The sequence below is a fragment of the Desulfovibrio sp. JC010 genome (assembly GCF_010470675.1).
In the GTDB taxonomy this organism is placed as follows: Bacteria; Desulfobacterota; Desulfovibrionia; order Desulfovibrionales; family Desulfovibrionaceae; genus Maridesulfovibrio.
In genome coordinates this window covers 1-22,646 of record NZ_VOIQ01000015.1, presented here as the reverse complement: position 1 = coordinate 22,646, position 22,646 = coordinate 1, and the positions used below count along the sequence as shown (strand labels likewise).

Genomic DNA, 22,646 nt, shown 5'->3' with positions numbered 1-22,646 from the left:
TGAGTACAGAACGTAGATGAAATCCCTCTCGGTTATTCCAATGATATTACTGCGTCTTTAATCCAACAAAAACACCCTGCTTCGGCGGGGTGTTTTGTATAGGACTGATGGAAATTAGCCTAGGAATGTAGGCGGTTCTAATATTGCCTGCATTCATATAGCAAAATGCCATTCCTTTTTTGCTTTTTAGGATGCCATCTAAAAATTCGTACAAGGCACTCGTCAGGGCTACCTAGATTTTATGATATTTTTCGTGTATCCAGCCTCTTAGATAAGACTATCTATAAATCTCAGAGAGTTGATTATGCCCATTAAAGCACCCAAAATTGATTTATCCCCCCTGCTTGAGAAAAAAAGTGAACGGATCACAGCTTATAAAAGGAAAAAGCTGAAATACCATTCAGAGACTATAAAAAAACATGAACTGGAAGGCCGACTTGAAAAAGACTGGGAAATCCAGCGAACAAATAAAAACACATACCGAATCAAAAAAGACAAAAGACATGATGTCTTACTTGAAGATCGTGCATGGACCTTATTTTATAAAATGGGCTATCCCATACTAAATGATGATCGATTCGTAATCAGTTACGAAAGAGAAGATGGGTCAATCGGCAAAAAACAAATTGACGTCTTTGCCAAAGATGATGAAACGGTTGTAATCGTTGAATGCAAATCCAAAAAAAAACGTGGACGCCGAACTCTTCAAAAAGATATTCATGAGAGCATTTATCTACAACAGCCAATTCGGAACGCTCTACATAGCAAATATGGGCGTAAACCAGCTTTAAAAATCATATGGATGTATATCACCAATAACATTATATGGTCTAAGCCGGATATTGAACGGGCAACATCTGGCAACATTATTATCGTTACTGAAAACGAACTTGATTATTTTGAAGCCTTTTTGAAACACATGGGCCCAGCAGGAAAATATCAAATTCTTTCCGAGTTCTTGAAAGGGCAAAAAATTCATGGCTTAGACAACGTTGTTCTCCCTGCCATCAAAGGCAAAATTGGAGGCGAGACCTTTTACAGTTTCGTTTGCACTCCAAGAGCCTTGTTAAAAATTGCCTTCGTAAACCACCAAGCCCTGAACCACCCTGACGGACGGCCCGCATATCAAAGAATGATCACTCCAAGTCGCATCAAGGAGATTGGCAAATACATTGAAAAAGGCGGATACTTCCCAACCAATATATTAGTAAACCTGATCGAATCACCACGCTGGGACGCTATTTCAAGCAAGCAAAACACAGATCCAAACATCAAGTTTGGCTGGATTACACTGCCCAAAAAATATCGAAGTGCTTGGATCATTGACGGCCAGCATAGATTATATGGTTATTCTTATCTTGACGATGAATATTTGGATCAAAGTCTTTTTGTTTTGGCTTTCGAAAAGCTATCAACACACAAAGAAGCTGACCTCTTTATCACAATCAATAACAAACAAAAAAGCGTTCCCAAAAGTATTCTGGTTAGTTTGCTATCTGATCTCAAAATTGACTCAGCCGTCCCTAAAGAAAGAATCTCTGCGCTATCCTCGGGTATTGTAAAAATACTAAACTCAGATCCGTCGAGTGTATTTTTCAACCGATTTAAAATTGAGGGTGTGACAGGAGGGGGCAACAGAAACCTTACCATACCTGAATTTGTTAATGGACTGACTCGCTCTGGTCTCGTTGGAAAAGTAGTCCACAATGTACTTGTGCCCGGCCCCCTTGCGGCTGGAGTAGACAACGAAACATTCAAAAAAGCCACGCAAATTCTCAATCTCTATTTCGAGGAAGTTTGCAATGCTCACCCTGACCGCTGGGCCAACGAGCCACCTTCTTACATTGCCGTAAACCCCGGAATCAGAGCACACCTGCTTTTGATTGACGAAATTATTCGTTATCGGGGATTTAAAGATGAAATTGAATTTGACTCCTTACCTCCAGATGAGATAGCAACCATCCTCATTGAGTCGACCAAAACAATTCGAGAATACATTAAGACGGCTACTGACGAACAAATTAAGGACGACTTCTCAAGGAAATTTGGTGAGGGAGGGGTTAAGGAATACTTCTGGCGGTTGTGCGAATTGATGGCGAGTGAATATGAAGACTTTGGCTCCGAAGATTTTAGAGACTACCTCCAACAAAAAAAAGATGGGCGTGCAGAAGCTGCTCACTTGGACATCATCAAGTTAACCGAAGACATAACGGATTACGTCATAGCGAACCTTAAACGTGTATATGGTGAAAAAGAATTAGCTTCTGGCGAAAAAGCATATTGGGCAGAAGGCATTGACAGCCGTAGAGCAAAAGAAAAGGCGTATAAAAAGCAGCAAGACTATGGTCCACAGGATCAACTCCCAAAGGAAGCCTATTTAGACCTAGTTGACCTTAAAGACATAGCAAAACAGAAAAACAACTGGCCTCATTTTGAGTCTGTTTTCAACATCCAGATGCCTGATGAGCAAAAAGGTAAAAAGTATTATTTAAACTGGCTAATATCGTTCAATGAGCTAAGAAGAACTCCCGGACATAAAAGTAGCTTAAGAGTTTATTCCGAAGAGAATTACGCTTTTATAGAATGGTTAAAACAAGAATTTTACTCCCGGCTGAAAACTGCAACAGCTGAATGGAAAGGTTATGCCGATAGTTCCCTTTTTAAAATGGGCAGGCGGTAAACGCTGGCTGATTTCTCAAGACCAGCTTAATCCGCCACCAACATATCAACGATTTATTGAGCCTTTCCTCGGAGGAGCTGCTATATATTTTCAACTTTCACCAGTGCAATCTATCATATCTGATATAAACTCTGATCTCATAGAATTCTATAGCGTACTACGTGATTTCCCCGACCATTTGAGCAGAATGATGGGAACGCATCAACAGCAGCATACAAAAGAATACTATTATATCCAACGAGCAACCACCTATGACACACCACTGGAGAGAGCGGCTCGTTTCTTGTATCTGAACAGGACATGTTGGAATGGACTATACAGAGTCAACAAGAAGGGAGAATTCAATGTCCCAATTGGAACAAAAGATAAAGTAATCCTTGATACAGATGACTTCATTGGAGCATCCACAGTACTTCAAAATTCAGAAATTCGCTGTTCAGATTTTGAAAACACCATTGACGAAGCCGGTCAAGATGACTTCGTTTTTGTCGATCCTCCATACACAGTCAAACACAATAACAACAACTTTATCAAATATAATGAAAGTATATTTAGCTGGGCAGACCAAGTCAGACTACACAATGCAATAATAAGAGCGGCCAATCGAGGAGCCTACATTGTTATTTGCAATGCTGACCATAAATCTATTCATGACCTTTATGACGACATAGGGGAATATAAACAGCTCTCTCGATACAGTGTACTTGCAGGTAAGGCTGACAAACGGAAAAAGACAACTGAAGCTATGTATCGGATTAACTTCACACAATAACTTTGTTGGTCTCCCTAATAATATTGATTATAGAATGCAGCATTATAGCTTGCATGTAGTCTGTCAGATCAAGTCAAAACCAAATCAGGAAACATAACATCAACCAATTCTTCTACATCTGCTATTGGCTGAAATAATCCCCAATTCATCAAACACTTGGATTTCAATTCTGGTTTAACACCTTGGCTGTTTGCTGTAGGACGTTTTGCTACTTTATCAGGCAACTCTGTCATCTTTTCATCCGGTCTATTCCCGAACCAGCGAAATCCTTTCAATGCTAAATCAACTTCATCGCAAAGAATCACGATGACGCAACCGCCGTGCTTATTCTCCAGACTTCTATTTACAGACAAAGAAGTTCCTCTAGCCCCAGCTTTTCTAGCCTTGAGTTGAACAAACCGAGTATAACCATTGACTGAGAACACAATATCGTATCCCATTGCATCGACTTCTGTTCTCATGACTTCAGTTGCTGGGTATCCCCTCTTCCATAGGGTTCTGGTAACTTCGCCTATAAGCATGTGTTCAAGGATATTTTCTCTGAACGATGAATGGGTACAATGAAAATCTTCTATCATATTTTCTACTGCCTGCTATTTCATAGATTCAAGTCAAATCGAAGTTCTTACACTTTAAAAGCCTGTTTGAATATACAAACTATACTAGCAACGAGTCTCCTATCACTCCCCAACAGGAATCCGCACATAAAAATTACTCCCGATCCCCAAACAGCTTTCCACTTCAATTTCCCCGTTATGGGCAGCTGCAATCTGCTTACAGATGGATAATCCCAAGCCGCTGCCTCCCACATGTCTGGAACGGGCTTTATCAACACGGTAAAACCGTTCAAAAACATAAGGCAGATCTTCAGGAGGAATGCCGATCCCGGTATCTCTGACTGAGATTACTGCCGAGTCTTCAATTTGCTCCAGTCCGACATAGATGACCCCGCCGCTGTTGGTATATTTGATGGCATTGCCTAAAAGGTTAACCAAGAGCCTGCGCAGACTTTCCCGGTCTCCATGGACAAGCACATTGTCTAAAGAACACAGCTCCAGAATCAATCCTTTCTCCCGGCAGAGCACTTCAATGTCATCACATACGGAGGTTATGAATTCAGCCATATGGATTGATTCAAATTTAAGGGAGTCCTTGCCTGCATCAGCCCGAGCAAGAGTCAGCAACTGATTGATCACCACAGACATTTTATCCGACTCCAAAGCAATCATTTCAAGGGATTTGCGGTACTCTGCGGAATCTCTTTCCTTTTCCAGAGTCAGGGTCGCTTCTGCACGGATAACAGCCAGCGGAGCCCTTAGTTCATGTGATGCGTCAGCAGTAAATTCTTTTTGCCGCTGAAAGGCCCGCTCTATCCTGCCGATCATTCCATTAAGAACCTCGGACAAATGACCAAGCTCATCATTTGTCTCCACCGGAATTCTACGGCTTAGGTCATGTTCACCTATATCCAGAGCAGTTCTGGTGATTTCCTCAACGGGATTAAATGCCTTACGCGAAAGGAAAACGCCTCCAATTCCTGAAATGGCAATGGTCAGCGGAATAGCGGCGAGGAGAATGTACAGTAATTGATCCAGTGCTGTACCTATAGATTTTATAGGTCGGGCAATGACCAGAGCAGCAGAATCAACTCCCACTTTCCATGTATCCTGTGTGCCTTTTGATGAATTCTGCCCCCTTTTTTTTAGCTGACCATCGTTTTTTATTGCGGGCCGACGTCCCAGTTTAATGGCCGGATCAGCAATTGTATAATGGGTTGCATAAATCCTTAATCCTTCATTCTTCTGGTAATGGACCGTCGAAAACGCATTGTTGCCTGCAAGGGCTTGATCTATCATTTTTTTTCTCACCGGGAATTCATGCCCTTTGTGAGAGATATGGTGCAACTCACCGTTTTCGTAAAAGTAGATGGAAACCAGTTCTCCGGCTTCCTCCTCAAAAGTTCCACTGGCAATAATCGAGATTATGCCGTGAAACTCAGCGAGTTGCTTACCTCTGGCTTTAAGGGAATCATCAAGACTCTGATGCAAAGTTTCAGATAACGCGAAATATATGCCGCAGCCCAAAAATATCAGCAGAAGACTGAGGATGGAAAGATACCAGAGGTTAAATTTAAATCTGATAGTATTTATGAAATTCATTGCACTGCCAGCTTATATCCTGCCCCCCTGACGGTGCGGATAATCTGTTTGCCCTGTTCCGGGTCGATTTTCTGCCTTATCCTGCGGATGTAGACATCCACCAGATTCGAAATGCTGTCCAAATCATAATCCCACGCATGGGATTCAATCATGGTGCGGGTTACAACTGCACCTTGATTGCGCATCAGATATTCAAGAATGGTATACTCTTTTGTGGTCAGATGAATCAGGCTTTTTTTCCAATATACTTCACGGGTGTTGGTGTTGATGACCAGTTCCCCCGCAGCCAGTTCCGGTGATTTAGACGGACTGTCCCGGCGCAGCAAAGCCCGCATACGGGCCAGAAGTTCGGTAAAAGCAAAGGGCTTGATCAAATAATCGTCTGCTCCGGTATCAAGCCCCCTGACCCTGTCTTCAACAGTATCTCTGGCGGTCAGCATGATAATGGGCGTGCCTATCTTTTTTGAACGCAGTTCTTGGCAAATGGATAAACCGTCTTTGCCCGGCAGCATGATGTCCAGAATGATCAGGTCATAAGAATCTGTTTCAGCATAATTAACACCGCTGTCTCCGTCATGCACGCAGTCCACAGCATATGCGTTTTCTTCCAGCCCGCGCTTAAGGACTTCACATAATTTTACGTCATCATCGACAACAAGAATTCTCATCATACCTCCGCGTAAACTATGAAGACACGGTATTGCAAAAAAATGAATAGAAAATGAACAGAAATATATTTTTTGTTCATCTGGAATTCATCTTCACAGGTTCTTCTGAATCTGCAGACGCTGTCAACACCGGAAACCAAAAGACGAGTCATCAATTACGCAAAGAGGTACGCTATGCCGTCCAAAAATATAATGTTTATGAAAAAGACACTCAAAGCGGGAATACAGATATTAAAATTTCTGCTCATAATCAGCGGGGTTGTTTATGTCTGCCAGTTTGGACAGAAGTATTGGTCAGAACTTTCAGCTCAAGGTCAGCCTGAATTGTCAGCTTTTCGCACTGAAAAACTCAGAAGGGGTGACATGGAAAACACCATCTCATGTACGGGAACCATTCAAGCCGTGGGAACGGTTGAGGTGGGAACACAGGTCTCAGGCACTATCAAGAAAGTGCTGGTCGATTACAATGACCGAGTGGAGAAAGGGCAAATATTGGCGGAGCTTGATCTGGACCTGTTTCAGGCATCCGTGGACACAGCCAAAGCAGATATTCTTAAAGCTGAAGCCCTGCACAAAAAGGCCATGGCGGTAGACACCAGCGAAGATTCAGTTTTCAAAGCCGAAGAACTTTATCGGAAGATCAAGGGAGGGCGCAAACAAGATACACCTTTAGCACAGATAGGTCATCTCTCCCCCAAGGAATTGCTGGCTTACGAAACAGAAAAGAAAACAACAAAAGCACAACTCCTCTCAGCCAGAGCAGCTCTCATGAGTGCTGAAACAAATCTCAAAAATGCCCAGATCAAATCACCCATTGACGGCGTCATCCTCGAACGGAACATCGAGGTGGGACAGACTGTGGCCGCCAACTACAGCACACCGACCCTTTTCATCATCGCCGAAGACCTCTCCGATATGGAAATTGAAGCTAATGTGGATGAGAGTGATATCGGACTGGTCAAAAAAGGGCAGCAAGTCAGATTCACTGTGCAATCCTATCCCGATGCAGTCTTTAATGGAACCGTGAGCAGAATTCAGTTGAATCCCACCGAAACCTCCGACGTGGTCACCTATACTGTCATTGTCGATGCCCCCAATAAGGAAGGAAAACTGCTGCCCGGAATGACCGCCACTGCTGATTTTTTAGTGGAAAAAGCAACGAACGAATTGGTGGTGCCGAGCGCCGCCCTGAGTTTTAAGCTCGATGACCATCCTCATGCAGACACCCCCTGTATTTATATTCTTGAGGGAGGAAAACCAAAATGGATTCCGGTCAGCACGGGCATCAGCAGCAATACGGGAACGGTGATAAAAAACACAGGCCTTGTTCCCGGTGTTCCGGTGATCATCGGCAGGGCTGCCCATAAAAGCAAGAGTTCGGGGAGTGTTCTGTCAAAGATCATGCCCGGTGGACCACAGGGCGGTCCGAGAATTTAACTTGCATTTTACGGGAGTATTCAATGGGAATTATCCAACTTAAAAATATACGCAAAACTTTTCATCTGGGCGGGGAAACGGTCCGGGCACTGGACGGCATCAACCTGACCGTTCCCCAAGGTGACTTTGTTGCCATCATCGGAACGTCAGGATCGGGAAAATCCACCCTGATGAATATCCTCGGATGTCTGGATCAGGCCGATTCAGGCGAATACCTGCTGGAAGGTGTGAACGTCGGGGACCTTGATAAGAACGCATTGGCTGACATTCGTAACCAGAGAATCGGTTTTGTATTTCAGGGATTCAACCTGCTTCCCAGAACCAGTGCGCTGGAAAATGTGCAGCTGCCCCTTATTTACCGCCGGGGCAAGGCTGTTGAAAATCCGGCCCGGAAGGCGGAACAGACTCTGGAGATGGTCGGTCTTGGCGAACGCATGCACCATGAACCCAACCAGCTTTCCGGGGGCCAGCAGCAACGGGTTGCCATTGCACGGGCATTAGTCACTAGACCGGCCATCATTCTGGCGGATGAACCCACCGGGAATCTGGACAGCCGGACCACTGAAGACATCCTCTCCCTGTTTCAACAGCTCAATGCGGACGGCATCACCATTATCATTGTCACCCATGAGATGGATGTTGCCGAACACGCCAAGCATGTTGTGGATGTCAGAGATGGACGGATCATCAATCAATACAAGATTGCCAAGCCAAGGCAGACAAAGCCCTTGGGTTCCACATGAATCGCTGGAAACGGATTAACAAATGAGATTACGACAATTCATAATTGTTGCGCTTAGAAGCATCACCCGCAACAGAATGCGCAGCCTGTTGACCATGCTGGGGATCATCATCGGTCTGGCATCGGTAATTGCCCTTGTGGCTCTGGGAAAAGGCTCACAGGCGGAGATCAAAAGCAAAATATCAAATCTCGGCACCAACCTGATCATGGTCAAGCCGGGAAGTACGCAAAATCACGGCGTAAAGGGCGGAGCCGGAAGCAGGAGCTGCCTTGATATGGATGACATAAAAGCCATTTCCCGACATGCGCCAAATGTTGAATATGTTTCCCCGGTGATCCGGGTTTCAGGACAGGTAATTGCCGAAGGCGAAAATTGGAACACCACCATTGAGGGTGTGGGAATCGACTACCCGTTGATCCGCAATTACGAAATATCTCAGGGCTCATTTTTCACTCCCAGAGACATACGTGTGAAAGCAAAAGTCGCAGTACTTGGGCAAACCGTTGTGGACGAACTTTTTGCAGATCAGAATCCGGTCGGTGCGAGAATTCGTATCGGCAATATCCCTTTCGATATTGTGGGAGTCCTTGCCGAAAAAGGACAGTCCGCCATGGGCAATGATCAGGATGACATAATTTTTGTACCCTCAACGACCGCCCTTTACCGCATGGGCGACGGTGAAACAGTCCATGACATCATGGCCAGTGCCGTATCGGAATCGTTAATAGACTTGGCCCAGAGTGAGATAAAAGCCATACTGCGCAAGACCCACCGCCTGACTTCCGCTGAAGAAGATGATTTTGAAATCCGCAACCAGACCGAGATCGTAAGCATGGCGACACAGGTTACAACCACCCTGACCATGCTGCTCGGTGCTGTTGCCGGGGTTTCCCTGCTGGTCGGGGGTATCGGGGTCATGAACATCATGCTGGTTTCAGTCACTGAACGAACCCGTGAAGTAGGCATTCTCATCGCCCTCGGCGCACGGAGTTCCGATATACTGATGCAGTTCCTGACAGAAGCCGTGATCCTGAGTCTTGCCGGGGGAATTCTCGGTATTGCAAGCGGATTCGGCATTGCCACGGGATTGGGGACAGCCCTCGGCATTCAGGTCGTTTTTGAGCCTGTCATGATACTGGTCAGCATTCTCTTCACCATGGCTGTGGGGATATTTTTCGGCTACTATCCGGCTCGGAAAGCATCCATGCTTAATCCTATTGATGCTATGCGGTATGATTAGGGGCTGCGAAAATAATAGCCTCAGCCCTAAACACCTAAAAAGGGAACGTCACAGATGACGCTCCCTCTTCTTCAAAGCCATTCTTTGAGATCATTTTTGAATTCTTACGATCAAATTTAGCTACAGCTAAAACTTCAACAAATTCAGTCCAATTTTTTTGCTTAATTCTCTATCCACTTCCCCGACAACAACATCCATCCATATTTCAGCAGTAGCACTGACCACTGCGGAGTTGAGATGACCGCCAAATGCGTTATGCTCCACATCTGCCAGAGTTACGTGCAGGTGCAAGTACACCTCACCGTTCATTCGAGAAACATTGCCTGTTAAATTGGTAATCTCGAAATCCTTTTCCAGAGTTGTCGAGAAATACTCTTTTGTCGCAGGGTTGAATAAACCGACTGTAGCCTGATTGACTGCGCCTATGCCGGATACACAACCCAATTTAATATCGAGTTTTTCGCAGACATCGTTAAGTCCGGCAACAATCTCTTCTCCGGGGTCCAATCTTACCAGTACCTTGGAACCATAATCTTTATACTCCATAACCATTCTCCGCTGTTTATCAATTTTCAATCACAAATGACGTCACACTCTAACATCATAACATCTGATGTTTAGACCAGTGATATACATCCCATGATTTCATGTCAACAAACAACCTGCTCTTGTGCATCCGCAGGATTTTCCATAAAACAACCCTCATGAAACAGCCCCTGCCGAAAATCCAACGAAAGCGTCTAAGTGATCAGGTTGTCGAAAATTTAATTTCAATGATTGCAAGCGGAGAACTGCCGCCCGGAGAAAAACTCCCACCGGAGCCAGTACTCATGGAAATATTCGGTGTGGGCAGAAGCTCTATCCGTGAGGCAGTGGGAGCACTTGAATTGATCGGGATACTTTCTGTACGTCCCGGTGACGGAACCCGTGTTGTTGATTCAACAGAAGTAGTTCAGCCCAAGTCGGTAGGCTTGTCCCTGATCACCATTGGGCAAGATAAAATCAATGAGTTGGTTGAGGCCCGTACTGAGCTTGAGCAGAGCATCGCCATGCTTGCAGCGCAAAGAGCTGACTCCGCAGACATTGAAGATATCAGGAGACAGCATAATTCCTTCCTGAAAACAAAAAACAGACAGAAACTAATAGAAGCGGATTTAGCATTCCACGGGGCAGTAGCCCATGCATGCCACAATAGTGTGCTGATAAGGTTCTATGCGGAAATTCGTCAGCCTATCAGCTTATGGATGGAGCAAAAAGCCAAATATGAATGGGGATTTGAGCAAGTCGCTGAAGACCACGAACTTATTTTGAAAGCAATAGAAACGCATGACACTGAGGCAGCTCAGTCCGCCATGCGTTCACATATAGAATCCGCTGGTAAAAAACTGGCTGACGCTTTGCTGCAACCATAGTTCAGGAGCGTGTCTGCACTTACAAATTTCAGCCCCCCCCATTACCCTGCTGACTTGAACAACTTTCTGCTGATTACCCGTTCTATCTCCGGCTTCCGACAACGATTCCGTTTTGATGTTTCAATTTGATTGGCTTCAAAAAAAGAAAGGGAACGTCACTGCTGACGCTCCCTTTATGATCATGCTTCGGAACTGGAAATACTTATATGGATATTCTCATCCTAGTCTTGTTCGCACTTGTCGAGTAAGTAACAAAGCCTTGTTGCTTACTGTCTATTTCAATATCTCAGAAACAAGCTTATGGAGAAATACGACCTGCTCATCGCTTGTTTTCTGAATCATCCACGCCAAATCTTCTTCAAGTTCCTTTCGAGTCGGCGTGGTTGTGTCGAAGTCAAGAATATCCTTGGCAGAGACTTTCAAAGCAAGGGCAATCTTATTTAAAGCATTGACAGTAAGCTTGCTCGAACCTCTTTCTATTTCACTGATATATTTATCATTCATATCAGCTTCGCTGCCTAGCTGGGCCTGTGTCAGACCCTTTTTCTTGCGCAATTCTTTTGCCAACTAGCATTGAAATTTCAGCCATATACGAATGATTAAACGAGAATTGCGCGGATAACGCGGTGTAAAGTCTGGAGATCCTCACCTTCAGCGGATTCGAGCATGGAAATAAGCTCACTACGAAGCACAGTATCTTCTACATTGTGGTTGAAGTCGAACAAATCCTTCAAATCAACCTCAAGACCTTCTGCAATGCTCTCAGCCAGACTCAAAGTGACATTCGCTCCGGTCCGTTCAACCTGACTGATATATTTTGCTCCAACACCGGAGGATTCACCCAATTGTTCTTGGGTCAGTCCTTTTTGTTTTCTGAGTTCTCGAATTCTCTGCCCGAGTTGCTTTGAACTTTTAGCCATATTTACCTCTCGGTAAATTATGACAAATTCTGCCGCACCTTAAGAACTAACTGAAATATGAATATCTCTACAAAAATCATGTTGTGGCGTTAGTTTTGGCTTGATTTAATCATTTTGTGGTGCGTATATTTCCCCAAATATAGCAGCAGAGTGTGATTTTATGACTTTTGCTCGGAATAAAATTTTATGTTTCGTCATGGCAGTTCTCGTGCTGCTTTTGACTGGGAGAGGCTCAGTTGAGAATTCAAATGCTGATAGCTTATCATCCAACCCAGATATAACTCAGCAGCCTGTTTCAAAATATGAACATGCGGTACAATTCGGGATAAAATCAAAGACCCAAGGATTCGGAAAAACAATTGGCGGATCAAGCTCTGTTCTGCGGCATAGAATTGGCTGCGATTCACTGAAAAACTATGCTGCCCATCATATAATCCCCCTCCAGCTCAGAAATCATAGGGCATTAAAAAAAATAGGCATGGATATGGACGAAGCTGCAAATGGAATCGCGCTCCCCACAAAACCGGGAGTTGATCCTGTTTTGCCCCTTCACCGAGGAGGCCATCCATTATATACTGCTGCTGTAAAGAGAGAACTTGACAAGATCCCGCCGGGTGCGTCTGTTTCTAAAACACGAAAGCTGGTATCAGATATTCAGTCTAAATTTCGTAAGCGGCTTGAGGACGGAGAGCCACTGCATGAAAAATATGGAGCTAAAGATCCATGGTGTTAAATTGCCAAGCTGTCTTGGAGACAATCGAGAATACGCATTGGTTTGTAAATTTAGGCCAACCAAACAGCCTTTATGCGAATGCAACTTCATTAAAGCAGGCTGTAAGGTTTTGGAAGTCAAAGGAATTTGAAGAGGCCCATTCTGTCGCGTGGGAGGCATTTAGAAACAACATCCCGCGCCAGAGTAAACAGGAATGGGTCAGATGCTTTTCAGAATGTAAGGACTCTTTAGCTAGAAATATTAGTAAATCTTCTGAAGCACAAAAACTGCTCTCGCGCTGCCAGCAAGACATTGACGACTTTATACTTCTCCTGCCTCACGTTGGTGCTGTTGGCGAATCACTGAGTGAAAAAGCAGAGCTTAATTTCTTTACAAATCAGCTCAAAATTTATGAAGCTGGGCATTGGGTTTGTGGCTGGCAAGGCGATTTGCATGAGGATAAATTTGTCTATCCCAAGTCCAACTTCATCATATTTTAATGTACATATTTTACCTGTCGCTAATCCCTTCATTAAATCATGCATTCCTTTTCCAGAACGCCAAATCTCCTAATTCCGTATTCCACTAAATCGTCCCTGCGATAAAGAACCTTGCGGCCGCTTTCATAACGATGCCTCGGCCCGGTCATTCTACTGTCGTCATTCCTCAAAGTCTTAGGAGACAGCCAGCCGCCTGTGTATTTAGCCACATCTTTTCTGGCAATAATAGGGGGCAACGCCTCAACCAGCATTGCCTTAAATACGGTTTCATTTTCTGTAAGGGGACGGTTCCAATCAATCATATATTTGCTCCAATTTGTAGTTAGCATTTTCAGGCACAAAACCTAATGCTAAATTAGCAAAAGTCAAGCTAAAATAGAACATATATATAAACTGCTAGCATAACTCCCAAAAGAGCAAATGACCTACAAAGACCGCATTTTTTCCTGAACCCTAAAGAAAAGACTGGCGACATCAATATTTAGAACTACAGCAGCTTTAACTGCCTCAGAAACAGGCATTCCTTGCAGCTTCCCAGTAGGTGAAACTTCGCGTATTTTCCACCATTTACTTGGAGCAGTCTTGGTGTCACCATACATCATCCTAGCAAACTCGGTGTGCGCTATACCCTGCGCCTGATAACACTCAACTATCTCTGCGACCAAAGTCCTTTCAAATTCATATTCGTAATTTTTCATAATATCACATTATATCAAAACGTCTCAAAAGAACATACTAAAATAGCATTGACACTAAATGCTATTTTAGCATAGACAGCCCCTGTAAAAAAACACACAACCCAAAAAAACTTTTTCATCATGAAAAATATCGAGATAAACACCGACACCAGTAGACGGAAAAGCCATCAGGTCGAATACAAAGCCAATCTACACAGAATCGCCGACCTCTTCGACCAAGGATATTCTAAAAAAGACACTTACGAGCTTCTTTACGAAAAGGGATATATCTCCATGAGCTATCGCCACTTCTGCCGTTTCAACTCAACAGGCAAACTCACAGCCCAAAACCGGGCAAAAAAGCCAATTGCCAACAAACGACCTAAAAATTCCAAGTCTAACTTAGAATTTTCGCATAACAACGTTGTTACCAAAGAAGACTTTGATGAGCTAATCGGCTGAAAGACTCAAACAAATTGCATCTTCTAATTTGTGACAGCCATTCTCCTATAGGCTCCCGGACCTGTTCCAAAAGATTTCTTAAAACGGCGGGAAAATGATGGCAAAGAAGCATAGCCACATCGCTCGGCAATCTCATCGAGGGTTAGATTTGTTTCAGACAGAAAAAAACGTGCCCTCATCAATCTCCAATTGGTCAGATACTCAATAGGTGGAACCCCAACAACAGCTGTGAATCGATCAGCAAAGCCAGCTCTGGACATTCCAGTCAGTACCGCCAAATCACCGACACGCCAGTTTTTCTCTGGCGAACTGTGGATCTCTTGTAACGCACGAGACAAGTTCGAATCCCGTAGTGCTGCAATGAACCCTCTTTCGTCAGTTTCACTTCTCGTACTCAAACGTCGGGTAGCTTGAATCACCACAATTTCAATCAACCTACTTAAAATCGCTGTTGTCCCCTGAGCATTTAGATTGGCTTCAAAGACTAGAAGTTTCAAAGTAGCAGCAACCCATGGCTCTCCCCCCAAATCTGCATTTCGTAAGCAGATCAACGAAGGCAAATCGCCAACGGCTGGATGATCAAGGTCTTCATCAAATCGACAGTAACCACATAGAATAACGGTCCTTTCTGGCCCATCGCCATAAGTCAACATACCGTCTTTCAAAACCCCACTCTCAATGGCCTTGTCGAGCCCGACATGAGGCAGCCCCGGCTCAAGGGATAAAACCTGACTGCTGCCATTGGGCACCAAAGCAATATCTCCCTCCTGCAAAAAATAAGGTTGCTCCCCTGCGGTTTCTATCCAGCAAGTTCCATGAAGAACCAGATGAAATCTGATTCGTCGCTGTTCTTGAGGAACGCTTACTGAAAAAGGGCCATTCATATGCGCACGAAAATATAGTTCACTTTTTATTCTTAAGGTCGAAAACACCTCTGAAAGAACATCAATTTTACTCATAAACAAACCTCGCTGGACTGTTGGGTAATAAATGTAGACGAATGAGCATTGCGAAAATTGCAGGGTCAGTCAACATAACTTCAAATTTCAGGAGGAAAATATGACCTACGAAACTGCTGTTGCTTTCATCAGTTTTGCCTTTGCAATGGCAATATCACCCGGCCCGGGCAACTTTTTATTAATGACCTCCGGGGCCAACTTTGGTTTCGCTCGAACTCTGCCCTTAATTATCGGGCTATGCATCGGTGCTGTAACAATGGTGTTCTGTGTAGGACTCGGCTTGAGTCAAATCCTAGAACAATATCCTGCCATTTATGATCTGCTGCGCATGGCGTGTGGGATTTATGTACTGTGGCTCGCTTTTCAAATTGCTCGCAGCAAATCACTTGGCGCGGAAAAGGATGAAGACATGGCCAAACCTATTGGCCTGATTCAAGGCGCACTATTGCAATTTCTAAATCCTAAGGCATGGACTGTGTCTCTGATCATTACAGCTACTTACACTACACCTACAAATTATATACCGAGTCTGATTCTTTTGCTTCCGCTTTTCGCAATGACGATTATTCCGTCAGTCAGTGTCTGGGCTATTTCCGGTTCAGCACTGCGTAAATGTCTTTCAAAAGGCAATTGGATCACTGTTTTTAACACAAGTATGGCATTGCTGTTAGTCGTATCAATGGGATCAATGCTTTTAAATATTTAGGCAAGATGTACTTGACCCGATTCATTTGGGTTATTCTTAAACACTTTAACAGACGACAAGTCTAATTTGTAAATCCAATAGGAGTCTCTAATGCTAATGATCGATCATCTCACACGTGAAAATGCAACAGGTATGGTTAAAGATTTTTACTCCCGAATTCCCGAAGCAATTGAAATCCCGGCCCCAATGCTTGTCATGTCTGCCAGCGGAGGTCTTTTTGAAAAGCTGGCCGGTACCATGGGATACTTCGCCACTCATGAAAGCTTCGAACCTCATCTTCCGGCAGCTATTCGCTACATGGTTGCCTGCCATAAAAATTATCCGGCCTGTATTGACTTCAACGGCCAGTTGCTCCGGGCTATGGGAGTTGATGCTGATGAGCTTGCAAATCTCGCAACAGATCCTCTGAAAACTGATTTCGCTCCCAAAGAGCGGGCATTGCTGGCTTTTGCAAAGACAGCCGCAATTGCTCCTGAAAAAATCAACAAGGATACTATTGAAGCCCTCAAGGCTGAAGGCTGGAAAGAGTCTGACCTTGTTGATGCTGTTTATCAGGCTGGGGCCGTGAGTGTCACCCAAGCCATGACAGACACTTTCTCTGTTTAATCCCAAATTACACCGCACTACTCCTTAAAAGACATCCGGGCACCTGCCCGTTAAATTGTGCAGCAAACTGGCGACAGTTTTCAGCATTTAAAATTATTCATTCAGATTGGCCCGAAAAATGTTCATAACTTAACCTTTAACAAAGGAAGGATTTTACTATGAAAAAAATGATAACCATAATTGCGCTCGTCGCTGCTGTTTTTCTGTCCGGCACTCTGGGCAGCGTTAATGCACATGCAGCCAAAGCCGACGGTAAACTGATGGTGGTATGGAGCTCCGGAGATAAAGAAGTTGCTCAAAAAATCGCTCTGCCCTACCCCATGGTAGCCAAGGAGCACGGGATGTTCGCGGACATCAGCGTTCTGGTGTGGGGAGCGTCAACAAAACTCCTCTCCGAAGATGCCGAGCTTCAAGGCTTTGTAAAAAAACTTCAGGACATGGGTATCAAAATTCTCGTCTGCAAGTGGTGCTCTGACGGATACGGCGTGTCCGACAAATTGGCAAAAATGGGACTGGAAGTGGACTACATGGCCCAGCCGCTTACTCAGGCTCTGAAAGATAAAGGATGGAGTGTGGTGACCTTCTAGCCTACTGCCAGCAATTTACTTACAAATTCACCGCGCCTCGGACAGAAATCCGGGGCGCGTTTTTTATGCGTTAGAAAAAGCCTTATAACTTTTCAGAAGACATTAATTTTACTCATTAATAAAATCTAACTGGACGATTGGATAGAGAATGTAGACGAATGAGCATTGTTTAAATCACTGGATAGGTCAACATATCCTCAAATTTCAGGAGGAGAATATGACTTTCGAAACAGCAATTGCCCTCATCGGCTTTGCCTTTGTAACGGCAATTTCCCCCGGACCAGGCAATTTCCTGTTAATGGCTTCGGGTGCGAATTTCGGTTTTGTCCGAACTATCCCATTACTTCTGGGTATATGCTTAGGTTTTTTGATAATGGTGCTCTGCGTTGGCCTTGGCTTAAACCAAATTCTTGAGCAAAACCCTACTATCTACGACCTGCTGCGCATAGCATGCGGGATTTATGTGCTGTGGCTTGCTTTTCAAATCGCCAAAAGCAGATCTCTCGGCACGGACGAAAACGAAAAAATGGATAAGCCTATCTGCATGATTCAGGGTGCGCTTTTGCAACTGCTGAACCCTAAAGCATGGGCTGTTGCACTCATAGTGACCGCGACCTACACCACGCCAGATAATTTTTTAATCAGTCTGGTTATGATGATTCCACTTTTGGCAATCACTATTCTTCCTTCGATCAGTGCTTGGGCACTATCAGGTTCGGCACTACGTAAATATCTCTCAAAAGGTAAACGCATTGTTGTGTTCAACGTAAGCATGGCATTGTTGTTAGTCGCATCAATGGCACCGATGCTTATAAACTTATAAATTTAAATATTTAAGATGATTTGTTTATATCATTATATAAACACTTCAATAGGTTACAAGTATAATTTGTAAATTCAAAAGGAGTCTCTAATGTTGATAATTGATCATCTCACCCGTGAAAATGCAACAGGTCTGGTTAAGGATTTTTATTCACGAATCCCAGAAACAATCGAAATCCCGGCCCCGATGCTTGTCATGTCTGGCAGCGAAGGACTTTTTGAGAAACTGGCAGGAACCATGAGTTACTTCGGCGCACACGAGAGCTTTGAACCTTATATTCCCGCTGCAATCCGCTACATAATAGCCAGCCTCAAAGGATATCAGGCTTGCATTGATTTCAATGAGAAACTGCTCATGGCTATGGGAGTGGATACTGAAGAGCTTAAAACACTTGCAACCGATCCCCTGAAAAGCAATTTTGCCCCCAATGAACGCGCATTGCTGGATTTTGCGAAGCTGGCAGTAACCAGACCGGAAGAAATTGACGCAGAAACACTGGAAGCTATTAAAGCTGAAGGCTGGAAAGAATCTGACCTTGTCGATGCTGTTTATCACGCTGCGTCTGTTGGTGCTACCGAAGTTCTGACAAAGACCTTTTCTATATAGTTCTATGCTTCACCTCTGAGCATAGCTCAAGCCCGCAGATCCCCTCTGAGCTTAAAGCAAGGAGGGGATTCGCATAGTCATTAACCACATCCTAAACAATATGGAAACTTGAACTTTTGAAACATACTAAAACAGAAAAAATTCAAGAAAAACAAAATGCTTTAAATTTGATATATTTGAAATCTACTTATTTTTACCATTTATGATTTTATCAATGATCCCTTGCGCACGAATTAAATCAATCCCCTTCTGGAGTTCTTTTATAACAGAGTCGTCAGTGTGAATATTGCAGGCAAAATATATTTCCCCAACGTTAAGTGTCCGAAGAACAATGTAGTCATCTTTATTTATGCCCAACTTTGACATCATCGCAAACACTGCATCGGCATTACTGAAAATCACGCTGATTCTGTTTCGCTCAATTTTTTTAACCAACTGTTCTAATGTTGATGATTGATCTACCCTGTATCCGTGGCGAGTTGCTGATTCTTCTGCAACACTGTCCCTTATTGTTCCTACTATATTTCTTTTTATCTCGGCATATGTATTAACATTGTAATTCTTAGTTTTTTTAATAAATGAACATGTGTGAGCACCTATAGGGCCAGCCCACTTAAAGACTTTTTCCCTTTTAGGACTTCGTATTGTGCTTAAGGTACATGTATTGGGTGTCGAAATTAATTTTTTATATGCTCTAGCCCACGGGTATATTTTTATATCAGATGATGTTTTGTGAACATTGACCGCTGCAAGAGCTTCTAAAAGTATATCGACATGAGTACCCTGTAATGCGTTATCTTTTATGTAGTTATATGGGGGAAGCAATTCTGTCATAAAAACTGTTTGATCAAGAGACTGAGCGTGAACATTGATATTAACTAAAACAAAAAAAATTGTAGTGATAATAGTATATATTAATCTCATTATTCTCTCCTTATTCAAGAGTATAGTTTATTTAGGAATAAATTAGTACTGTTGTTTTAAAAATTTTCCCAAACATTTCGTATACAGAATTATTAAAAGGCCTCCGTCGCCGTCATCCTTAGACTAACGAAGAATTAGATTTAGCAACAACGCCCAAAGCAACCCATTCAACAGCCTCTCGCATCGATTTTCTGGCTATGACGGGGATATTGACTTTGACTGAGTAACAACCATTGCCGATTGAGATAGAAGCAATGGTTGTTAACTTACGAAAACACCAACCAGTTTTGCGATAACAAAACACTCATTAACGACTAAATTATAGAAATTAAAAACAATCAATATACAATTTACTGTTTACTTTTTGAATTTATTTCCATATCTCAAACAAACAGCACCTTGCTATTTTAGCATCAATTTGAATAATTATAAAAACAAAAACAACTTACAACCTAAGTCTGGAGAACTTAATGACAAAGGAAATATCAACCCTCTATAATATCGCAGCAACCATAAACTTTTTATCAAAAATAGTTAATGAGGAGACGGGTCTGTTACTATATCTTCTCGGCAAAGAAATCCAAAAGGCAACAGAAAAGATAGACGACACTTCTGATTAATAAACAACACCTTAACTAATCCGCCATACTTAGACATCCCAAATCACAACACATCCAATATTTCTATTTCTACCTCTAATTACGCTTGAAACGTCGAAAAAAGCACCGTCTAGTCCGCACGACTAGGCGGTGTTTTTTATTTCAAACTCCCCCGTTTCCAGTTGGGCACAAGTTAGTTCTTGTGACAAAAACCGATCCAATACTGTTGCTAATTTAGCATTGACACAAAATGCTAAATTAGCATAGCAAGAAGTCATGCCAATAAGCGACGAATACATAGCCAAAAAACTACGCGAGAAATTCAGCTCGTATGAAAAGGCCGCAAAGGCTCTTGGATATTCGGGATACCGCCCTTTCCGAAATGCAATTGTGAAAGGGCTTCCTGAATCAAAAAGGAAATTAGCTCTGATGCTTCTATTGGAGGAACCAGATGAACAAAAATAAAGGTTTCGCAAAAATCGAATTCATTGCCAACTTGGGCGTAATAAACAGACTTCACGAGAAAGGATTCAACAAAAAAATGATCTATAAGACACTGATAAAGGAAGAAAAAATAACCATGTCCTATCCAACATACTGTCGCTATCACCGAACTAAAACCAATGAAACCAACAGCTAAAAACAAAGGGAAACCATGGCGACAATCAACATGATCATGCAAGGCAAGGGCGGTGTAGGCAAAAGCTTTATAGCCAGTCTGCTTACCCAGTATCTTCAGGAATCCGGGAAAGAAATATCCTGTGTGGACACAGATCCAGTGAATGCTACATTTGCCGGTTACAATAGTTTTGACGTCACTACGCTGGACATCATGAAAGATAACGACATTGATCCCAGAAGATTCGATAAACTCGTTGAACTCATGCTGGCCCTTCCCGATGAAGCGGACATGGTCATTGATAACGGTGCGGCCACTTTTGTCCCTCTAGCGAGCTACCTTGACGGAAATCAAGTTTTTCAGATGCTCGCCGAGTCAGAAATCCAAATCAACCTGCATACGGTCATTACTGGCGGTCAGGCCTTGCCGGACACCCTTAGCGGCCTTGGTTCACTGTTCAAAACCTTCAATGTTCCCATCTATGTCTGGATTAATCACTACTTCGGCCCCATCAGCGCAAAGGACAAGGGCTTTGAAGAGTTCAAGGTCTATAAAGACAACTCACACCGCATTGCCGCGCTAATCCGTATCCCCCAGAAGAAAAAAGAAACCTTCGGCAAGGATCTTGAAAATCTTCTCACCGCAAAAATGTCGTTCGAAGAAGCGCAAGACTCAACGCTTCCGATCATGACCCGTCAGCGTTTGAAGATGATCTGGAAAGAAATTCAGCAGGAACTTTCAAACAGTGGACTTTAATAGCGGTATGTCTGAGCAGATTTCTGAAAATGCCCCCCTCACCATTCAGGGCGTGCGCGATTTGATCGCTGAAAAGCACGATGTGTTGCTTGATGAGAATGATCCCATTCTCATGGCTGTGACCATGCATCGCGCCGCCCTGAATGAGTATGAATTGCTGCTGGCCGACCATCAGCAAAAGCTTTCCGCTGACATGTCCGGCCATGTTGCTTCTTTTGCTGCTGAGGTGCGTAAATCCACCAACAGCCTGTTGAGCAAAGCGGTCAAAGCCAACATCGACAATTGTCTGGCCCAGATCAGCGAACATGAAAAGCAAATGAGCCGTTTTATCAGCTCAATCCGGGCCATGGCTATTTTCTCCGGGATTCTTTTCGGGCTGTCCATTGCCGTTTCAGTCTCAGTTATTGTGTGGGGTTCGTGATGGATGAGCGGCTTGTCAGAAACCTGTTGCACAACATGGGACCGACCATTGTTTCAGCTCTTGAAGATGAAAAAGTAGTTGAAATCATGGTCAACCCGGACGGCAAGCTCTGGATTGAAAAACTCGGTGAGGAAATGGCGGTTGCCGGTGCTCTTGCTTCCAGTCAGACCGCCATGATCATTTCATTGGTTGCCAGTGCTCTGGACACAACCGTTACCGACAAAAATCCCATCATTGAGGGTGAATTGCCCGCCGAAAAACCGCTCAACGGCAGTCGCTTTGAAGGCTTGTATCCGCCAGTCGTGCGCAGTGCTTCTTTTACCATCAGGAAAAAGGCCAGCCGGGTCATTCCTCTGGAAGACTACGTGGTCAGCGGGGTCATGAATCATGAAGTCATGAAAGGGACTCTGGCCGCCGTGAAGGACAAGAAAAATATTGTCGTCATCGGTGGGACCGGGTCCGGCAAGACCACGCTGGTCAACGGCATTATCAAATCAATTTCGGAAGTCTCCCCTGCCGACCGGCTGGTCATCATCGAAGACACTGCTGAGTTGCAAAGCCAGTCCCGCAACTCAATTTTTCTGCACACCACTCCGTACACCTCCATCCAGTCATTGGTCCGGGCGACAATGAGGCTTCGCCCGGACCGGATACTTGT

Annotated in this window: 30 protein-coding genes; 20 read left to right on the top strand and 10 right to left on the bottom strand. The window is 43.8% G+C overall.

Annotated features, from left to right (window positions below; translation table 11 throughout):
* The first annotated feature begins 304 nt into the window (after positions 1 to 304).
* A complete protein-coding gene (locus tag FMR86_RS16030) occupies positions 305 to 2,680 on the top strand; it encodes a DGQHR domain-containing protein (RefSeq protein WP_163352418.1) in 2,376 nt (791 codons plus the stop codon).
* Positions 2,643 to 3,452, top strand: coding sequence for a Dam family site-specific DNA-(adenine-N6)-methyltransferase (locus FMR86_RS16025; RefSeq protein ID WP_163352417.1), 810 nt, complete (start codon positions 2,643 to 2,645; stop codon positions 3,450 to 3,452). Before FMR86_RS16030 ends, FMR86_RS16025 begins: the two co-directional genes overlap by 38 nt.
* Before the next feature lie 68 nt (positions 3,453 to 3,520).
* Here the strand turns inward: FMR86_RS16025 and FMR86_RS16020 are convergent, their stop codons facing one another.
* From FMR86_RS16020 to FMR86_RS16010, 3 genes are all read right to left on the bottom strand, one after another.
* Entirely contained in the window at positions 3,521 to 4,030 is a 510-nt protein-coding gene (locus FMR86_RS16020) for a hypothetical protein (protein WP_163352416.1), read from the bottom strand.
* Positions 4,031 to 4,132: 102 nt separating this feature from the next.
* The gene (locus tag FMR86_RS16015; RefSeq protein WP_163352415.1) at positions 4,133 to 5,611 is read right to left on the bottom strand and encodes a cell wall metabolism sensor histidine kinase WalK; all 1,479 of its coding nucleotides are present in this window, start codon (positions 5,609 to 5,611) and stop codon (positions 4,133 to 4,135) included.
* Positions 5,608 to 6,282 carry a response regulator transcription factor gene (locus tag FMR86_RS16010; RefSeq protein WP_239057266.1) on the bottom strand — a complete coding sequence of 225 codons (675 nt, stop codon included), beginning with the start codon at positions 6,280 to 6,282 and terminating at the stop codon, positions 5,608 to 5,610. The genes FMR86_RS16015 and FMR86_RS16010 overlap by 4 nt, the downstream gene beginning before the upstream one ends.
* Positions 6,283 to 6,332: 50 nt before the next feature.
* Here FMR86_RS16010 and FMR86_RS20450 point away from each other — a divergent pair, with 50 nt between their 5' ends.
* Genes FMR86_RS20450 through FMR86_RS15995 form a run of 4 tightly spaced genes read left to right on the top strand, consistent with a single transcriptional unit; the run spans position 6,333 to position 9,699 of the window.
* On the top strand, positions 6,333 to 6,602 hold the full coding sequence (locus FMR86_RS20450; protein WP_203544949.1) for a hypothetical protein: 270 nt from the start codon (positions 6,333 to 6,335) through the stop codon (positions 6,600 to 6,602).
* Positions 6,603 to 6,642: 40 nt separating this feature from the next.
* Positions 6,643 to 7,716 (top strand): efflux RND transporter periplasmic adaptor subunit, encoded by a 1,074-nt coding sequence (locus FMR86_RS16005; protein WP_203544947.1) that lies wholly within the window; start codon positions 6,643 to 6,645, stop codon positions 7,714 to 7,716.
* 23 nt (positions 7,717 to 7,739) lie between these two features.
* Positions 7,740 to 8,459: an ABC transporter ATP-binding protein gene (locus tag FMR86_RS16000; protein WP_163352414.1), complete on the top strand. Its 720-nt coding sequence runs from the start codon at positions 7,740 to 7,742 to the stop codon at positions 8,457 to 8,459.
* A gap of 22 nt (positions 8,460 to 8,481) precedes the next feature.
* Positions 8,482 to 9,699 (top strand): ABC transporter permease, encoded by a 1,218-nt coding sequence (locus FMR86_RS15995; RefSeq protein WP_163352413.1) that lies wholly within the window; start codon positions 8,482 to 8,484, stop codon positions 9,697 to 9,699.
* 126 nt (positions 9,700 to 9,825) lie between these two features.
* On the opposite strand, the gene FMR86_RS15990 is transcribed toward FMR86_RS15995, so the two are convergent.
* Positions 9,826 to 10,245, bottom strand: a complete 420-nt coding sequence (locus FMR86_RS15990; protein WP_163352412.1) for a PPC domain-containing DNA-binding protein — start codon at positions 10,243 to 10,245, stop codon at positions 9,826 to 9,828.
* Between the two features lie 101 nt (positions 10,246 to 10,346).
* On the opposite strand from FMR86_RS15990, the gene FMR86_RS15985 reads away from it, so the two are divergent.
* Positions 10,347 to 11,111: a FadR/GntR family transcriptional regulator gene (locus FMR86_RS15985; protein ID WP_163352411.1), complete on the top strand. Its 765-nt coding sequence runs from the start codon at positions 10,347 to 10,349 to the stop codon at positions 11,109 to 11,111.
* 273 nt (positions 11,112 to 11,384) lie between these two features.
* Here the strand turns inward: FMR86_RS15985 and FMR86_RS15980 are convergent, their stop codons facing one another.
* Together FMR86_RS15980 and FMR86_RS15975 are read right to left on the bottom strand one after the other, a co-directional pair.
* Positions 11,385 to 11,678 (bottom strand): helix-turn-helix domain-containing protein, encoded by a 294-nt coding sequence (locus FMR86_RS15980; protein ID WP_163352410.1) that lies wholly within the window; start codon positions 11,676 to 11,678, stop codon positions 11,385 to 11,387.
* 32 nt (positions 11,679 to 11,710) lie between these two features.
* Positions 11,711 to 12,031 (bottom strand): helix-turn-helix domain-containing protein, encoded by a 321-nt coding sequence (locus FMR86_RS15975; protein ID WP_163352409.1) that lies wholly within the window; start codon positions 12,029 to 12,031, stop codon positions 11,711 to 11,713.
* Positions 12,032 to 12,227: 196 nt separating this feature from the next.
* Between FMR86_RS15975 and FMR86_RS15970 the strand changes: the two genes are divergently transcribed.
* Both FMR86_RS15970 and FMR86_RS15965 read left to right on the top strand, forming a co-directional pair.
* Positions 12,228 to 12,764: an AHH domain-containing protein gene (locus FMR86_RS15970; RefSeq protein WP_163352408.1), complete on the top strand. Its 537-nt coding sequence runs from the start codon at positions 12,228 to 12,230 to the stop codon at positions 12,762 to 12,764.
* Positions 12,755 to 13,243, top strand: a complete 489-nt coding sequence (locus tag FMR86_RS15965) for a hypothetical protein (RefSeq protein ID WP_163352407.1) — start codon at positions 12,755 to 12,757, stop codon at positions 13,241 to 13,243. Before FMR86_RS15970 ends, FMR86_RS15965 begins: the two co-directional genes overlap by 10 nt.
* A gap of 32 nt (positions 13,244 to 13,275) precedes the next feature.
* Here FMR86_RS15965 and FMR86_RS15960 read toward each other — a convergent pair whose 3' ends face one another.
* Complete coding sequence (locus FMR86_RS15960) at positions 13,276 to 13,545, bottom strand: hypothetical protein (RefSeq protein ID WP_239057265.1); 270 nt, start codon at positions 13,543 to 13,545, stop codon at positions 13,276 to 13,278.
* A 123-nt stretch (positions 13,546 to 13,668) separates the two neighbouring features.
* Entirely contained in the window at positions 13,669 to 13,941 is a 273-nt protein-coding gene (locus FMR86_RS15955; protein WP_163352406.1) for a hypothetical protein, read from the bottom strand.
* 120 nt (positions 13,942 to 14,061) lie between these two features.
* On the opposite strand from FMR86_RS15955, the gene FMR86_RS15950 reads away from it, so the two are divergent.
* Positions 14,062 to 14,382 carry a TraK family protein gene (locus FMR86_RS15950; protein WP_163352405.1) on the top strand — a complete coding sequence of 107 codons (321 nt, stop codon included), beginning with the start codon at positions 14,062 to 14,064 and terminating at the stop codon, positions 14,380 to 14,382.
* A 23-nt stretch (positions 14,383 to 14,405) separates the two neighbouring features.
* On the opposite strand, the gene FMR86_RS15945 is transcribed toward FMR86_RS15950, so the two are convergent.
* Positions 14,406 to 15,341 (bottom strand): AraC family transcriptional regulator, encoded by a 936-nt coding sequence (locus FMR86_RS15945; protein ID WP_203544945.1) that lies wholly within the window; start codon positions 15,339 to 15,341, stop codon positions 14,406 to 14,408.
* A gap of 100 nt (positions 15,342 to 15,441) precedes the next feature.
* Between FMR86_RS15945 and FMR86_RS15940 the strand changes: the two genes are divergently transcribed.
* The 5 genes from FMR86_RS15940 to FMR86_RS15920 all read left to right on the top strand — a co-directional run bounded on the left by FMR86_RS15940 (position 15,442) and on the right by FMR86_RS15920 (position 18,669).
* A complete protein-coding gene (locus FMR86_RS15940) occupies positions 15,442 to 16,047 on the top strand; it encodes a LysE family translocator (RefSeq protein WP_163352403.1) in 606 nt (201 codons plus the stop codon).
* 90 nt (positions 16,048 to 16,137) lie between these two features.
* Complete coding sequence (locus tag FMR86_RS15935; RefSeq protein ID WP_163352402.1) at positions 16,138 to 16,653, top strand: carboxymuconolactone decarboxylase family protein; 516 nt, start codon at positions 16,138 to 16,140, stop codon at positions 16,651 to 16,653.
* 158 nt (positions 16,654 to 16,811) lie between these two features.
* Positions 16,812 to 17,240 carry a DsrE family protein gene (locus FMR86_RS15930; protein ID WP_203544943.1) on the top strand — a complete coding sequence of 143 codons (429 nt, stop codon included), beginning with the start codon at positions 16,812 to 16,814 and terminating at the stop codon, positions 17,238 to 17,240.
* A gap of 217 nt (positions 17,241 to 17,457) precedes the next feature.
* Entirely contained in the window at positions 17,458 to 18,063 is a 606-nt protein-coding gene (locus FMR86_RS15925) for a LysE family translocator (protein ID WP_163352401.1), read from the top strand.
* Between the two features lie 90 nt (positions 18,064 to 18,153).
* Positions 18,154 to 18,669: a carboxymuconolactone decarboxylase family protein gene (locus FMR86_RS15920; protein ID WP_163352400.1), complete on the top strand. Its 516-nt coding sequence runs from the start codon at positions 18,154 to 18,156 to the stop codon at positions 18,667 to 18,669.
* A gap of 183 nt (positions 18,670 to 18,852) precedes the next feature.
* Here FMR86_RS15920 and FMR86_RS15915 read toward each other — a convergent pair whose 3' ends face one another.
* A complete protein-coding gene (locus tag FMR86_RS15915; RefSeq protein ID WP_163352399.1) occupies positions 18,853 to 19,593 on the bottom strand; it encodes an ABC transporter substrate-binding protein in 741 nt (246 codons plus the stop codon).
* Between the two features lie 470 nt (positions 19,594 to 20,063).
* On the opposite strand from FMR86_RS15915, the gene FMR86_RS15910 reads away from it, so the two are divergent.
* The 5 genes from FMR86_RS15910 to FMR86_RS15890 form a co-directional block, all read left to right on the top strand.
* A complete protein-coding gene (locus tag FMR86_RS15910) occupies positions 20,064 to 20,213 on the top strand; it encodes a hypothetical protein (protein WP_163352398.1) in 150 nt (49 codons plus the stop codon).
* A gap of 430 nt (positions 20,214 to 20,643) precedes the next feature.
* Positions 20,644 to 20,832, top strand: a complete 189-nt coding sequence (locus FMR86_RS20880) for a TraK family protein (protein WP_163352397.1) — start codon at positions 20,644 to 20,646, stop codon at positions 20,830 to 20,832.
* A 15-nt stretch (positions 20,833 to 20,847) separates the two neighbouring features.
* Entirely contained in the window at positions 20,848 to 21,567 is a 720-nt protein-coding gene (locus FMR86_RS15900) for a P-loop NTPase (protein WP_163352396.1), read from the top strand.
* A gap of 7 nt (positions 21,568 to 21,574) precedes the next feature.
* The gene (locus tag FMR86_RS15895) at positions 21,575 to 21,988 is read left to right on the top strand and encodes a hypothetical protein (RefSeq protein WP_163352395.1); all 414 of its coding nucleotides are present in this window, start codon (positions 21,575 to 21,577) and stop codon (positions 21,986 to 21,988) included.
* On the top strand, positions 21,988 to 22,646 hold a 659-nt coding region (locus tag FMR86_RS15890), incomplete at its 3' end, for an ATPase, T2SS/T4P/T4SS family (protein WP_203544941.1). The genes FMR86_RS15895 and FMR86_RS15890, both read left to right, overlap by 1 nt.